This is a genomic window from Lysobacter sp. GQ73 (genome assembly GCF_059758755.1).
This window is the reverse complement of sequence record NZ_JCAXEE010000009.1, coordinates 20,080-33,327: the sequence shown is the minus strand read 5'-3', so window position 1 is coordinate 33,327 and position 13,248 is coordinate 20,080. Positions and strand designations below refer to the sequence as shown.

Sequence of the window (13,248 nt, the reverse complement as noted above, 5' to 3'; positions counted from 1 at the left end):
CACTGGGTTGGCGCCGCCGGATAGTGCAAGCTATCGGCAGGAGTAATCGGCAGGAGCCGCACGTGGGTCATTGGTTCGTCTCGCTGAGCGCCATCGAAGTGATGGTCGTGGGCGTGTTGTATTTCGCCGCGCTGTATCTGCTGAGCGGCGGCCTGAACTGGTGGCTGACCCACACCCTGCTGCCGGCGCTCGGCTACGGCCGCCGCCTGGACACCCGCCCGTTGCCGCCCGGCCAGTTGCGCCGCGAGTTCGGTGCCTCGGCCGTCTCGATCCTGATCTTCGGCCTCGGCCTGGTCGTGCCCTGGGGCATGCTGCGGCTGGGCTGGGCGCGGTTCGCGGTCGACCCGCCGGTGTGGCGGGTGGCGCTCGAAATCGCCGTGTTGTTCCTGTGGAACGAGCTGCACTTCTATCTCAACCACCGCGCCCTGCACACGAGTTGGCTGCGCCGTTTCCACGGCATGCACCACCGCTCGCACGTCGCCACGCCGTTCTCGACCTACGCCTTCCACCCGGTCGAGGCGGTGATGCTCGGCAGCGTGCCGCTGATCCCGATGCTGCTGCACGACTTCAGCTTCGTCGCCGTGGCCAGCCTGCCGGTACTCAGCATCGCCCTGAACAACCTCGGCCACAGCAACTACGAGGCCAGCCGCCAAGCGCCGGCACGCGGCTGGCGCGGCGCCAGCCGCCGCCATCACCTGCATCACGCGCGCTACAACGGCAACTACGGCTTTCTGCTGGAGGTGTTCGACCGTTGGGCCGGCACCGCGATCGACCCTGCCGCCGAGGACGCCCGCGCGGCAACGAGCACGAGCACGCGCACGGACCGCGCCGCATGAACGACGACCCCGCTCCCGGCGCGGCAGGCTTCGGTAAAGCAGGCGGCACTGCCGCGGCCCGCGGCATCGGCGCGCTGCGGCACGGCCGCGACCTGCAGAGCCTGCTCTATCTGCTGGCGCAACCGCTGTTGGCGCTGTGGCAGTGGCGGCACGGCTTCAGCCTGCCCCTGTGTGCGCTGATGCTGTATCTGGCGATCGCGATCAGCGTGATCCACCACAACCATGCGCACCTGCCGATGTGGCGCGGGCGCTGGCGCAATCGCGCCACCGATCTGCTGATCACCGTGCTGCAGGGGCACCCGACCTTCGTCTTCCATCCGGCGCACAACCGCAACCACCATCGCCACCGCCACGGCCCGGACGACGTCGCCCGCACCTGGCGCTTCGGCGACCACAATCACGCGCTCGGCTGGCTGCTGCATCCGCTGCAGGCGATCGCGGTGATCTATCCCTTCCTGTTCGATTGGCTGCGCGGCGTGCGCCGGCGCGCGCCCGGGGCCTACCGCTGGTATCTGCTGCAGTACGCGGCCTGGCTGGGCTCGTGGACGGCGCTGTTGGCGATCGACCCCGGCAAGGCGCTGGCGCTGGTGATCGGGCCGCAGCTGATCGGCCTGCATTGGCTGCTCTCGGCCAACTACCTGCAGCACGCCCACGCCGACGATGCGGCGCGGTTCGGCTATGCGCGCAATTTCGAGGGCTGGCTCAACCCGCTGCTGTTCAACATCGGTCTGCACACCGCCCACCACGAACACGGCCGCGCCCATTGGTCCGAGCTGCCGCGGCTGCACCGTCGCTATCGCCCTTTGATCGACCCCCGCCTGCTCGAAGCCAGCTTCGCCGGCTACGCCTGGCGCGTATTCGTCCTGGGCCCGTTTCTGCCGCAGTATCGCTCGCGCTCCTTGCGTCCGGCCGATACCCGCGCGGCCATGGACCGGCCCGCCACCACTTCCAAGGATTGTTGATGCCGACCCGTTTCGAACGCACTTTCATCGAGGGCAGCGGCCGCTTCCTGCCCGGCGCGCCCGTCGACAACGCCGCGATGGACGCCTACATCGCGCCGCTGACCAAGCTGTCGGACCGCATCAGGCGCCGGATCCTGGCCGAGAACGGCATCCTGACCCGGCATTACGCGGTCGATGCCGAAGGCCGCACCGTGCACTCCTGCGCCGACATGGCGGCCTCGGCGATCCGCCAGTGCCTGGCCAGCACCGAGACCGCGCTCGACGGCATCGGCCTGCTCGCCTGCGGCACCTCCGGCGGCGATGCGCTGATGCCGGGCTTCGCCTGCATGGTGCAGGGCGAACTGGCGGCGCCGCCGATGCAGACCCTGTCCGCGCACGGCATCTGCGCCTCCGGCGTCGGCGCCTGGGAAAGCGCCGCGTCCGCGGTCGAACTGGGCTCGCACCAGCGCGCCCTGGTCGCGGCGGCGGAGATGCCGTCGCGCCTGTTCAAGCGCTCGCGCTATGCGGCGCGCGACTACAACGCCGATTTCGATGCGCATTTCCTGCGCTGGATGCTGTCCGACGGCGCCGGCGCCCTGCAGCTGAGTTCGGCACCGAAGCCGCGCGACGGCCTGCGCCTGCGTTTGCGCTTCATCCACCAGCGTTCGTTCTCCGGCGATTACCCGGTCTGCATGCAATTGGGCCTGACCCCGGACCGCACCCGCAGCCATCTCGATTACGACTCCTGGCAGGCCGCCGAAGCCGACGGCGCGCTGTTCCTGCGCCAGGACATCCGCCTGCTGCCGCATCTGTTCGACGTCGGCGTGCACGAGTACGCCAAGCTGGCCCACGCCGGTTGGTTCGATCCGGCCAAGATCGATCACTTCCTCTGCCATTACTCGTCCGAGCGCTTCGCCCCGGTGGTCGACGAGCTGATGCGCAAGGCCGGCCTGGAGATTCCGCGCGAGCGCTGGTACAGCAACCTGACCTTGCGCGGCAACACCGGCGCGGCGTCGATCTTCATCATGCTCGACGAGTTCCTGCGCACCCGCACCTTGCAGGCCGGCGAACGTATTCTCTGCTTCATCCCGGAGTCCGGCCGTTTCACCGTCGCCTTCGTATTAATCGAAGTCGAAGCCGCCGATGCGCCGCTGATCTCCTCGGTGTCCGTGCCCACGACGGCCCCGGTCGTCGCCGCGCACGATCCCGACCTGATCGCCCCGCCGCACGACCCGGCCGACGCGCCGGCAGCGCTGCGCCACTTGCTCGGCGAGCTGGCGACGATCTGGCACGACTACCGCTCGCGCGCCTGGCGCACGCCGGTGATCCGAAAGTTGCGCGAGCGCCGCTTCGCCACCGCCGATTACGTGCAGTGGATGCAGCACTGGATCCCGCAGGTCCGCGAAGGCAGCAAGTGGATGCGCGAAGGCGCCGCCGCGGTGCAGGCGCCGTACACCGAGCTCAGCGCCCTGATCGAGACCCATGCCGGCGACGAGCAGGACGACTACATGATCCTGTACGAGGACTACCGCAAGGCCGGAGGCGCCGTCGCCGACCTCGACGCGCTGCGCCGCAACCCGGGTGGCGAAGCGCTCAACAGCTACCTGCACGCCCTGGCGGCCACGCCGAACCCGCTGGGACTGCTCGGCGCGATCTACATCATCGAAGGCACCGGCCAGCGCATCATCCCGGCCCTGCTGCCGTTGATGAAGGCCAGCCTGTCGCTGCCCGCCGACGCCTTCCGCTTTCTCGAATACCATGGCAGCAACGACGAGCACCATCTGGCGCGCTGGCTGCGGGCGATCGAGATCGTGCTCGAACACGACGCCGACGGCGAAGGCGCGCGCGCCATCGTCGCCACGGCGCGACGCACCGCGGAGCTCTATCTCATGCAGTTCGATCACGTGATGCAGGCATGAAATACCAACCCGAGTTCCTCGAGCAGGCCTACGACCCGCGCGACCCCAGTCCGTGGCTGGCCCTGTACCTGGACCGCAGCACGCCGCTCGACGACGAGGTCAAGCGCGCCTGGCTGGCCGATTCCAGCTCGCGCTCGCGCCAGTTCGTGTTGCCGTTCATGCGGCCGCTGGCGCGCACTTTGATCGTGCTGATCCAGGTGGCCAAGGTGTTCGCGCCGCGCCGGCTGGCGTTCTCGCGCACCCTGCACCGCCTGCTGGCCTGGGGCATGGAGAACTTCCTGAGCCCGGAGGCCAACTGGCTGATCCTGCGCCATTTCCATCTCGGCTCGCAGGTGCTGGAGTTCATCGGCAAGAACTCCGGGGTCGAGGTGCAGGGCAACCCGCTGCGTCCGGCCGCGGTGGCCGACGTGCGCGAGGACATGTTCCTGGTGCACGACCTCAACCTGTTCAACTTCGTCATCCGCCTCAACCAGAACCTGCAGGCGGCCGGGCGCGAACTGCAGTTCGTCGCCGACCCCGACCTGTCGATGGTCAAGCAACCCGAGCTGCGGCTGGAGGACATGCCGCGGCGCCGGCGCAATTTCCTCGACCTGCAAAGTTCGATCGAACTGTTCACGCCGATCTATCAGTTGCTGCTCACCGACAGCGATTTCTGGCGCGCGACCAATTCGCTGCAGCTCGACGAGACCATCGGCTTGTACGTGGCGACCATCCTCGATGCGCGCTCGCACCTGGTCCTGCTCAACAACCGCCATCCGCTGGTGCCCTTGTCGACCCTGCGCGCCGGCTTCCGCCTGACCCTGCACGGCCTGTCGACCGAGATGCTGCACGCCTTCCTGATGAGCAAGCGCGAGCAGCAGCAGGCGGCCGCGACCACGGCCACGACCGCCGCCTGAGCCGGCGTCCCGGACTGCGCGGGCGCCTCCGCAGGCGGCGCCCTGGCTCCTCGCGAAGAGAGGCCGGGCCGAAGCGGCGGCTGAGGTATCGCTCCCAGCCGCCCGTCGCGACGGGCCCGATGTGCCGATGTGCACGGATCGCGCATTGGGCCTGCTTGACTAGGGTTTCCCCCGATTTACCGGCGCTTGGCGGCTGTCTAGGCTGCGTCAGCATTGCAGCCTATCCCCTGCGCCGCGGCCGGCCGACGGCAACGCGGGCGCGACCGACCATCGGCCCAGACCGGGCCAGGAGCCGTTCCATGAGCGTCGATTCCGCCGTTTCCGTCACCCAGGACAAACTCAGCCAGGGCCTGCTCGACTGGGACGTCAGCAAGGGCGACCTGGACGCGATCAGCCGCGAGGTCGCCAACCTGACCCCGGCCGAGCGCAACGAGTTCATCGGCAAGCTCAGCAACGACGACATCAAGAACTGGACCCAGGAAATCGACGGCGCGATGGGCTCGTTGAGCGCCGGTGAGCGCGGCGAACTGTTCAACCGCCTGGCCGAAGGCCTGGACGGGACGCAGACCACGCGCTTCGTCGAGGCCTTCGACGGCAGCTCCGGCGGGCTGGAAGCCTTCGCCGACGCGATCGCCAGCCATGGCGGCAGCGACGCCAAGACCGCCTTCATCGACGCGGTCAAGGGCGACATCGACGGCGAGTACAAGGCCACCCAGGGCACCTGGGGCAACAGCGAGACCGAGGCGGCCGGCAAGGTCCTGGCCAGCCTCGCCAACGACCCGCAGGCGTTCCAGCAGGCGGTCGGCTCGCTGAGCAAGGAGCAGTTGCAGGACGTGATGAACGTCGCGATGGGCCGCAAGTACATCGTCGACTTCAGCGGCCGCACCGCCGGCACCACCCAGTACGACCCGAGCGTGCTGACCGGCATCCTCAACGCCTCGCAGGGCGCCGACCTGGCGACCCGCACCGCGGTGTTCGAAGCGGCCATGCCGCAGTTGCAAACCATGCAGGGCGACAACGTCGGCCTGCTCGGCGCCGAACCCTATGTCGACGGCGTCGCCCAGGCGATGGGCAAGGTGCTGAGCCGCGACGAGGCCATCGAGGCCGGCCTGCTGAAGATTCCGCAAGCGCCGCCCGGCGTGTCGATGGACGCCAACATCGCCGACACCCACAAGCACGAGTTCCCGAATCCGGGCGACATGGTCTGGTTCAAGGAGCAGGTCCAGGGCGGCGGCCCGTGGGATTACAAGACCCAGGGCGCGCAGTACGAGAACTACGGCAACTTCCACTTCGGCGTGGTCGCCGCGGCGATGGACATCCCCGAGCAGATCGGCCTGCGCGGCGCCGGCTTCGTGCAGATCCAGTCCGACACCTCGCAGGACGGTTGGGGCAAGCCCTACGACCTGGGCGACAGCAGCTACGGCGACGACCCGCGCGACCAGGCCCAGATCAAGGCCGGTTACGACTACTACAACTCCGGCATGTGGCGGGTCTGGTCGGATTGACCGCCGCGCCCGAGCCGAGCGCGAAGGCGTCGGCCATGCCGGCGCCTTCGTCGTATTGGACGCGTGCGCACTACTCCGACGGGCCGCGCGCCCTTAGGATCGTGCGGGCCGCAGCCGCCTGAGACGATCGCCCGAAATGAAAACCCGCCCGACCTGGATACCGACGATGCTGTTGGCGGCGCTGCTCGCCGTCGGCTGCAGCCACGATGCGATCATGCCCGACGTCGAAGTCGCCCGCGTCGCCTCGCCCGACCTGCAGGCCGACGCGGTGCTGACCGAGGCCAACCCCGGCGCCACCGCGTCCTTCATCTATCGGATCCGGATCGTGCCGCACGGCGCCGACTGGCGCTCCACGCCCTCCGCCGCCGAGCTGTACGGCGCGACCCGCAACGCCCAGGCCTACGGCATCGACCTGCACTGGCAGGACGCGAACACCGTGCGCGCCGATTACCTGCACGGCCGGGTGATGAAGCCGGCCGCCGCCTCGGTCGCGGTCGCCGGGCGTCCGGTCAGCTTGCGGTTGCGCAGCGGCGTCAGCAACCCCGCCGCACCGGCCGGCGGCATGGCGCCGGCGGAGCCCGGGCAAGCGCCTTGAACGGCGCGGCGGCCATCGCCGCCGCGCGCCCTTACGAACGCACCGTCACCCGCCAGCAGCGCTTCGCCTCCTGGACCCAGTCGATCTCGACCGGCAGGAACTTCTCGATCAGGCGCGCGTTGCTGACCAGGTGTTCGCTGAGCGCGGCGGTGGTGAACTCGCCGCCGCCGGCCAAAGCCATCGGCAACAACAACTGATCCGACAGGTGCTCGCCGACCGCCGCCGGCGAGTCCAGATAGGCCGAAGCCTGCTTGACCAGGCCGATCGCGACCTGCTCGGCGCTGAGCCCGCGCTCGCCCAGCGCGCTGAACAGCTCGCTGTGGCGCTCGCCGTGCACACGCAGCATCAGCACGTTGGCCGGGCTTTGCGCGTCGGCGACGCGGCGCAGGTGCTGCTGTTCCTGGGCCAGACCCAGGCGCTCGGCGACGACCGCCAGCTCACGGTAGCCGATCTGGTCCTGCAGGGCCGACAGCAACACCGTCGCGTCGAGGCGCGGCTCGGCATCGCGCTGGTCGATGACGCAGCGGCGCAGTTGCGCGCACGGCTCCACCCGCAGCTGCAGCGCACCGCCGCCGGCCGGGAAGAAGCCATGGCGCAGCAGGGCGAAGCTCGCCTCCACGCCCATGCGCTGCAAAGCCGGCAGATAGGCATCGGCAATGAAGTCCGCGCACGGCGCCAAGGGGTTGTGGGTGCCGCCCTCGATCGACAGCTCCGACGGCTCGGCGCAACGCCACAGCGCCGGCAACACGGTCTGCAGCACCAGGGTCGCCGAACCTGCGCTGCCGATCGAGAAACGATAGCGGCCGGCGTTGATCGCGCCGGGCATGAAGCGCAGCGTGGTCGCGCCCAACTGCGCGCCATGTACGTGGGCGCAGCCGATCTGCGCCGCGGCGCCGACCGCGGTCAAGTGTTGACGCATCAGTCCCGGGCGCGAGCGCTTGGCACGGATGTGCTGCATCTCGAACGCGGTGCCGGTGCACAGGCTCAGGGTCAGTGCGGTACGCAGCAGCTGTCCGCCGCCTTCGTGCCCGCTGATTTCGATCAGTTCCATCTTGCGATCCATCCATCCGGACGGCCTGGCGGCCGTCCGTACTCCTTTGCGTTCCGCGGCGACCGTGGTGGCCGCCGCCATTGATTGCGAGTCCGTGCGAGGTCGAAGCGGGGCCTCAACCCTTGACGCAGACCACCTGCCGCAGCGTATGCACGATCTCGACCAGGTCGCTCTGCGCGGCCATGACCGCATCGATCGACTTGTAGGCGGCCGGCGACTCGTCGACCACCTCGGCGTCTTTGCGGCATTCCACGTGCGCGGTCGCGCGTGCATGCTCTTCCAGGCTGATGCGCTTCTTCGCCTCGGTGCGGCTCATCACGCGGCCCGCGCCGTGGCTGCAGCTGTGGAAGCTGTCGGCATTGCCCAGGCCGCGGACGATGAAACTCTTCGCCCCCATGCTGCCCGGGATGATGCCCAGCTCGCCCTTGCGTGCGCTCACCGCCCCCTTGCGGGTCACCAATACGTCCTTGCCGAAATGATGCTCGCGGTTGACGTAGTTGTGATGGCAGTTGACCGCCTCGGCCTGCGCCTCGAACGGCTTGGCGATGACCTTGCGCACCGCCTCGACCACGTGCTTCATCATGATCTCGCGGTTTTTGCGGGCGAAACGCTGCGCCCAGTCGACCGCGAACACATAATCGTTGTAATGGTCGCTGCCTTCCGGCAGATAGGCCAGGTCCTGGTCCGGCAGGTTGATCATCCAGCGGCGCATGTCCTGCTTCGCCAACTCGATGAAATGGCTGCCGATCGCGTTGCCCACGCCGCGCGAACCCGAGTGCAGCATGAACCACACGCGCTGCTCCTCGTCGAGGCAGACCTCGACGAAGTGGTTGCCGGTGCCGAGCGTACCGAGGTGGCTGAGGTGGTTGCTGCGCTCGAGCTTCGGGTGCTTGGCGACGATGCGCTCGAAGCCCTCGTGCAGCTGCGACCAGCTCTGCAACGACGCCTCCGGCGGGTTCGCCCAGGCGCCCTTGTCGCGCAGCCCGCGGCCGACAGTGCGGCCGTGCGGCACCGCCTTCTCGATGGCCGCGCGTACCTCGCCCAGATGGTCCGGCAGGTCCTGCGCGGTCAGGCTGGTACGCACCGCGATCATGCCGCAGCCGATGTCGACGCCGACTGCCGCCGGCACGATCGCACCGACGGTCGGCACCACCGAACCCACGGTGGCGCCCTTGCCGAGATGCACGTCCGGCATCACCGCGATCCAGCGATGAATGAAGGGCAGCTTGGCGATGTTCTGCAGCTGGCGCCGCGCCTCGTCCTCGAGCGGCACGCCGCGGGTCCAATGCTTGATCGGCACCCCGCCCGGCTCGTTGATCACATCGTACTGATTCGTGTTCATGGTCTTGCTCTCTGTTGCGCACACAATGAAGGGGGATGGCCCGAAGAGCCAGCGCCTTGCGCCGGGCTCCCGCGGCGGCCGCATGGGCGGCACGGGATAAAAGTCGATGCACGACGACGAAGGACGCGAAACAGTTCCCGGCTCTGCCCGGCTGAGCTACCGTCTCGCGACGGGCGGGATTCGAACCCGCGTCTTGGGAGTCATGTAGTTCCGCAGGCATTCGCCATGCATCGATGAAACGATTCTTGTTGCGGATGTTTCCGGTGGTTCGGGTGATTCGCGATCGGGGGGACTCTCCTGCACCGGAGCCGGCCTGCACCGGAGCCGGCCTGCGCCGGCCCGATGCCGATGCCCTGCGACCAGGACTGACGAAACTTGCTCTACCGACTGAGCTATCGCCTCGCAGCGAGCGGGAGTCGAACCCACGACCTAGTAGTTTCGTACGCATTCGCAGCGCATCGACAAACTCGGTTACGACAATCTCTATTCTGTGAAAGCCATCTATCGGCCCCTATGGACCGATGGATGCCGTTGCCCTGCGACAAGTAACGGCGAAACGCTCCTGCTCTAACCGACTGAGCTACCGCCTCGCGGCGGGCGGGACTCGAACCCGCGTCCTGGACATTCAAAGTGTAGTTTCGCCAAGCATTCGCAAGGCACCGACAAACCCGAAACCTTTCGAGCCGGCCGGCGGACCCCATTGTCCGCCGGCCTTCCTGCGACCGCATCGCACCTCCCTGGCGCGTGCGGCCGACGGGTCGCCCCGTCCACGCGACGCAATCCCTGCGTTCGCGTCGCGGCGCTTCCTGCGCCGGTGCGGCTCCATCCCTGGTCCGCCCTCAGAGCGGGATCGAATCGATCCGCTCCACCCAACGCGCCGCATCGCCGCCCTGCGCCGCGTACACGGCGAACAGTTCGAACACGGCGTCGCTGAAACCGCCGATGTGCAGCACGTCCTGCGATTCGACCGTCTGGCTGGTCGCGGTCGGCTGCAGGTCGATGCACACCAGCCGGGCCTGCGGGCAACGCGCCTTGATCCGCGCCCACTGGCGCATGGTCTCGGTCGCACCGCCCGAACGGGTGTCGCGCCAACTCTCGTTGTCCGACACCAGCACCAGCAGGTCCACCCGGGCCTGCTCGCGATTCAACTGCGCCAAGGGCGCGCTGACCGCGGTGCCGCCGCCGCACAAGGCCGCGAGCTGCTGCGCCTGCGTCACCACGCTGTCGCGCGGATTCAGCCGCAGCCCGCGCACCTGGGTGTCGAACGGCAACACCCGCGCCGCCGGCTGCGTGCGCTGGATGCAGGCGGCGATGAGTGCCGCGACATCGACGCAACGCACCTTGGTCGTCGCCCCGGGGCGGTAGCCGGTGACCGGCGAAGCCATCGACCGCGACACGTCCACCGCCACCACCACCTCGCCCGCCAACACCGGCACCTGCCGGGTCGCGATTTCCATCGCGTCCTGCAGCGCCTCGACGATCGCGGCCGGCAGGCCGGCGGCAGCGTGGTAGGCGCTTAGCAACTGATACGGAAACACCCGCGCCTTGCGGATCGCTTCGGCATCGGCCAGGCGCGCCGCCACCTCGGCCACCACCGCCGGGTCCTCGAACACCCCGTGACGCTGGAAGGTGTTGAGGTTCATGCGCAGGGTCTGCCACGACACCGAACGCGCCAACTCGGTCCAGTGCGTCACCGTCAACGGCAACGCGGTGAAGTACTGAAACGGCAAGCTCGGCATCGAAGCGTCCTGCGAGCGCTTGAACGCTTCGTAGGACTGCAGCTGCGCCGGCAAGGCCGCGACGTCGTAAGGCTTGCCGATCAACCAGGCGTACAGGGCCGCGCGCTCGGCATCGGCCGGCTTGGGGTGGACCATCTTGATCACGTCGGCCAGCGAGGGCTGCTGGCCGATCGCGGCGGCCAGCAACTGCTCGACCGACGCCGCCTCCAGCCACTGCCGCACCAGGCGCTTGGGTTGCGAGCCCAGCGACTTGCGGCCGATCCGCCCGCTGCGAACGATCTGGACGAAGTTGCGCAGCATGCGGCCGTTGTCGACCACCCGGGCGAAGGCGCGTTCGAACGCCCGGCCGTCGCGCACCGTCAGGCTGGCCAGCAACAACGCCGGCATGTCCTTCATGTGGCCGCGCTGGCGGGTGTAGATCGCGGTCTTGGCGACGAACTCCGGCGACACCTGCGCGCACAGTCGCAGCACGTGCTCCAACTGCTCCTCGGCGCTCGCATAGAAGGTGCCGTTCAAGCAGCCGGTCGCGGCGTACAGAGCCAGTGCCGACTCCGCGCGGCGGGCATAGGCCAGGCCGCCGGCCTCGTTGTGCGAGGCGGCTGCCGGCACCAAGGCGCCGCGGGAGCTTGCGAAGAGATTGAGGTTGGCCATCGGGGCATTCCGGTTCGGACTTGCCGAGTACTAGCGCAAGCGCCGTGCCAACCCTTCCGGCACCAATCTATCTATTTGAATTTATAGGAATTTATCGGCCGCTAAGCCCAGCGCACTGGTTCCGTTACCGGTTCTTTATTTATACTTTGTAATCGTCTTATATATGAATGTATAAACATGAAACGTCAGGTCGTCGTCGGCATGCTCGGCACTCAGCTCGACGCGGCGCTCGGCCCGGGCCGTTGGGAGAAGTGGCGGCCGACGGTGTCGCTCGGCATGCATGAGGACCTGCTGCTGGACCGGATCGAGCTGCTGGTCGACGAGCGCCGCTATGGCAAGCTCGCCGCCGTGGTCGCCCAGGACCTCGGCCAGGTCTCGCCGGAAACCCGGGTGCGTTGCCACGACACCTTCCTCGCCGACCCCTGGGATTTCGAGAGCGTGTACGGCGCGCTGCACGAATTCGTGCGCGGTTACGACTTCCAGCCAGAGGAAGAGGACTACTACGTCCACATCACCACCGGCACCCACGTCAGCCAGATCTGCTGGTTCCTGCTGACCGAAAGCCGCCTGTTTCCGGGCCGCCTGTTGCAGACCGCGCCGCCGCGCAAGCAGAACGGCGAAGCGCCGGGCAGCTACGCGGTGATCGACCTGGACCTGTCGCGCTACGACCGCATCGCGCAACGCTTCGCCGAGGAGCGGCTGCACGACCGCGACCTGCTCAAGAGCGGCATCGCCACGCGCAATCCGGCCTTCAACCGGATGATCGAGCAGATCGAGACGGTGGCGACGCGCTCGAAGTCGCCGATGCTATTGATGGGGCCGACCGGCGCCGGCAAGAGCCAGCTCGCGCGCCGGGTGTTCGAGTTGAAGAAACAGAAGCATCAGTTGCCGGGCCGCTTCGTCGAGGTCAACTGCGCGACTCTGCGCGGCGACGGCGCGATGAGCACCTTGTTCGGCCACATCAAGGGCGCCTACACCGGCGCCTCGGCCGACCGCGCCGGGCTATTGCGCTCGGCTCACCAGGGACTGCTGTTCCTCGACGAAATCGGCGAACTCGGCCTCGACGAACAGGCGATGCTGCTGCGGGCGCTGGAAGAAAAGCGCTTCCTGCCGGTCGGCGGCGACAAGGAAGTCGAAAGCGATTTCCAGTTGATCGCCGGCACCAATCGCGACCTGCAGGAGGCGGTGCTCGAGGGCCGCTTCCGCGACGACTTGCTGGCGCGGCTGAACCTGTGGACTTATCGCCTGCCCGGCCTGGCCGAACGCGCCGAGGACATCGAGCCGAACCTGGATTTCGAACTCGAACGCCATTCGCGCGAAAACCGGCAACGGGTCACCTTCAACCGCGAAGCGCGCGAGCGCTATCTGGCTTTCGCGCTCAGCCCCGAGGCGACCTGGGCCGGCAATTTCCGCGACCTCGGCGCCTCGGTGATGCGCCTGGCGACCCTGGCCGACGGCGGACGCATCCGCACCGATCTGGTCGAAGAGGAGATCGGCCGGCTGCGCCGGCAGTGGCACGGCGCCGGCGCCCGCCACGGCCTGCTCGACGAGGTGCTCGGGAAGCGTGCGGCCGGGCTCGACCGCTTCGACCGCGCCCAGCTCGAAGACGTGCTGCGGATCTGCCGACAGGCGAAGTCGCTGTCGCAGGCCGGGCGCGAGCTGTTCGCGGTTTCGCGCGCGGCCCGCACCAGCACCAACGATGCCGACCGGCTGCGCAAATACCTGATGCGGTTCGAACTGGACTGGGAACAGGTGCGCGGGCGCAATTAGCAT

The 13,248-nt window shown here is 68.3% G+C and carries 10 protein-coding genes; 7 read left to right on the top strand and 3 right to left on the bottom strand.

Annotated elements, in window-relative coordinates:
- Positions 1 to 62: 62 nt before the first annotated feature.
- The 6 genes from AC6CH2_RS20440 (at position 63) to AC6CH2_RS20415 (ending at position 6,692) form a co-directional block, all read left to right on the top strand.
- Positions 63 to 836, top strand: a complete 774-nt coding sequence (locus tag AC6CH2_RS20440) for a sterol desaturase family protein (RefSeq protein WP_498270821.1) — start codon at positions 63 to 65, stop codon at positions 834 to 836.
- Entirely contained in the window at positions 833 to 1,798 is a 966-nt protein-coding gene (locus AC6CH2_RS20435) for a fatty acid desaturase (protein ID WP_498270820.1), read from the top strand. The genes AC6CH2_RS20440 and AC6CH2_RS20435 overlap by 4 nt, the downstream gene beginning before the upstream one ends.
- Positions 1,798 to 3,696, top strand: a complete 1,899-nt coding sequence (locus tag AC6CH2_RS20430) for an iron-containing redox enzyme family protein (RefSeq protein ID WP_498270819.1) — start codon at positions 1,798 to 1,800, stop codon at positions 3,694 to 3,696. Before AC6CH2_RS20435 ends, AC6CH2_RS20430 begins: the two co-directional genes overlap by 1 nt.
- On the top strand, positions 3,693 to 4,592 hold the full coding sequence (locus AC6CH2_RS20425) for a DUF6999 family protein (protein WP_498270818.1): 900 nt from the start codon (positions 3,693 to 3,695) through the stop codon (positions 4,590 to 4,592). Before AC6CH2_RS20430 ends, AC6CH2_RS20425 begins: the two co-directional genes overlap by 4 nt.
- Positions 4,593 to 4,891: 299 nt before the next feature.
- The gene (locus AC6CH2_RS20420; RefSeq protein ID WP_498270817.1) at positions 4,892 to 6,097 is read left to right on the top strand and encodes a polymorphic toxin type 44 domain-containing protein; all 1,206 of its coding nucleotides are present in this window, start codon (positions 4,892 to 4,894) and stop codon (positions 6,095 to 6,097) included.
- A 136-nt stretch (positions 6,098 to 6,233) separates the two neighbouring features.
- Positions 6,234 to 6,692 carry a hypothetical protein gene (locus tag AC6CH2_RS20415; protein ID WP_498270816.1) on the top strand — a complete coding sequence of 153 codons (459 nt, stop codon included), beginning with the start codon at positions 6,234 to 6,236 and terminating at the stop codon, positions 6,690 to 6,692.
- Positions 6,693 to 6,723: 31 nt separating this feature from the next.
- On the opposite strand, the gene rtcA is transcribed toward AC6CH2_RS20415, so the two are convergent.
- The 3 genes from rtcA to AC6CH2_RS20400 form a co-directional block, all read right to left on the bottom strand.
- Positions 6,724 to 7,743 carry an RNA 3'-terminal phosphate cyclase gene (rtcA, locus tag AC6CH2_RS20410; protein WP_498270815.1) on the bottom strand — a complete coding sequence of 340 codons (1,020 nt, stop codon included), beginning with the start codon at positions 7,741 to 7,743 and terminating at the stop codon, positions 6,724 to 6,726.
- A gap of 115 nt (positions 7,744 to 7,858) precedes the next feature.
- Positions 7,859 to 9,085 (bottom strand): RtcB family protein, encoded by a 1,227-nt coding sequence (locus AC6CH2_RS20405; protein WP_498270814.1) that lies wholly within the window; start codon positions 9,083 to 9,085, stop codon positions 7,859 to 7,861.
- 839 nt (positions 9,086 to 9,924) lie between these two features.
- Positions 9,925 to 11,475, bottom strand: a complete 1,551-nt coding sequence (locus AC6CH2_RS20400; RefSeq protein WP_498270813.1) for a TROVE domain-containing protein — start codon at positions 11,473 to 11,475, stop codon at positions 9,925 to 9,927.
- Between the two features lie 177 nt (positions 11,476 to 11,652).
- On the opposite strand from AC6CH2_RS20400, the gene rtcR reads away from it, so the two are divergent.
- On the top strand, positions 11,653 to 13,245 hold the full coding sequence (gene rtcR / locus AC6CH2_RS20395; protein WP_498270812.1) for an RNA repair transcriptional activator RtcR: 1,593 nt from the start codon (positions 11,653 to 11,655) through the stop codon (positions 13,243 to 13,245).
- Positions 13,246 to 13,248 lie beyond the last annotated feature (3 nt).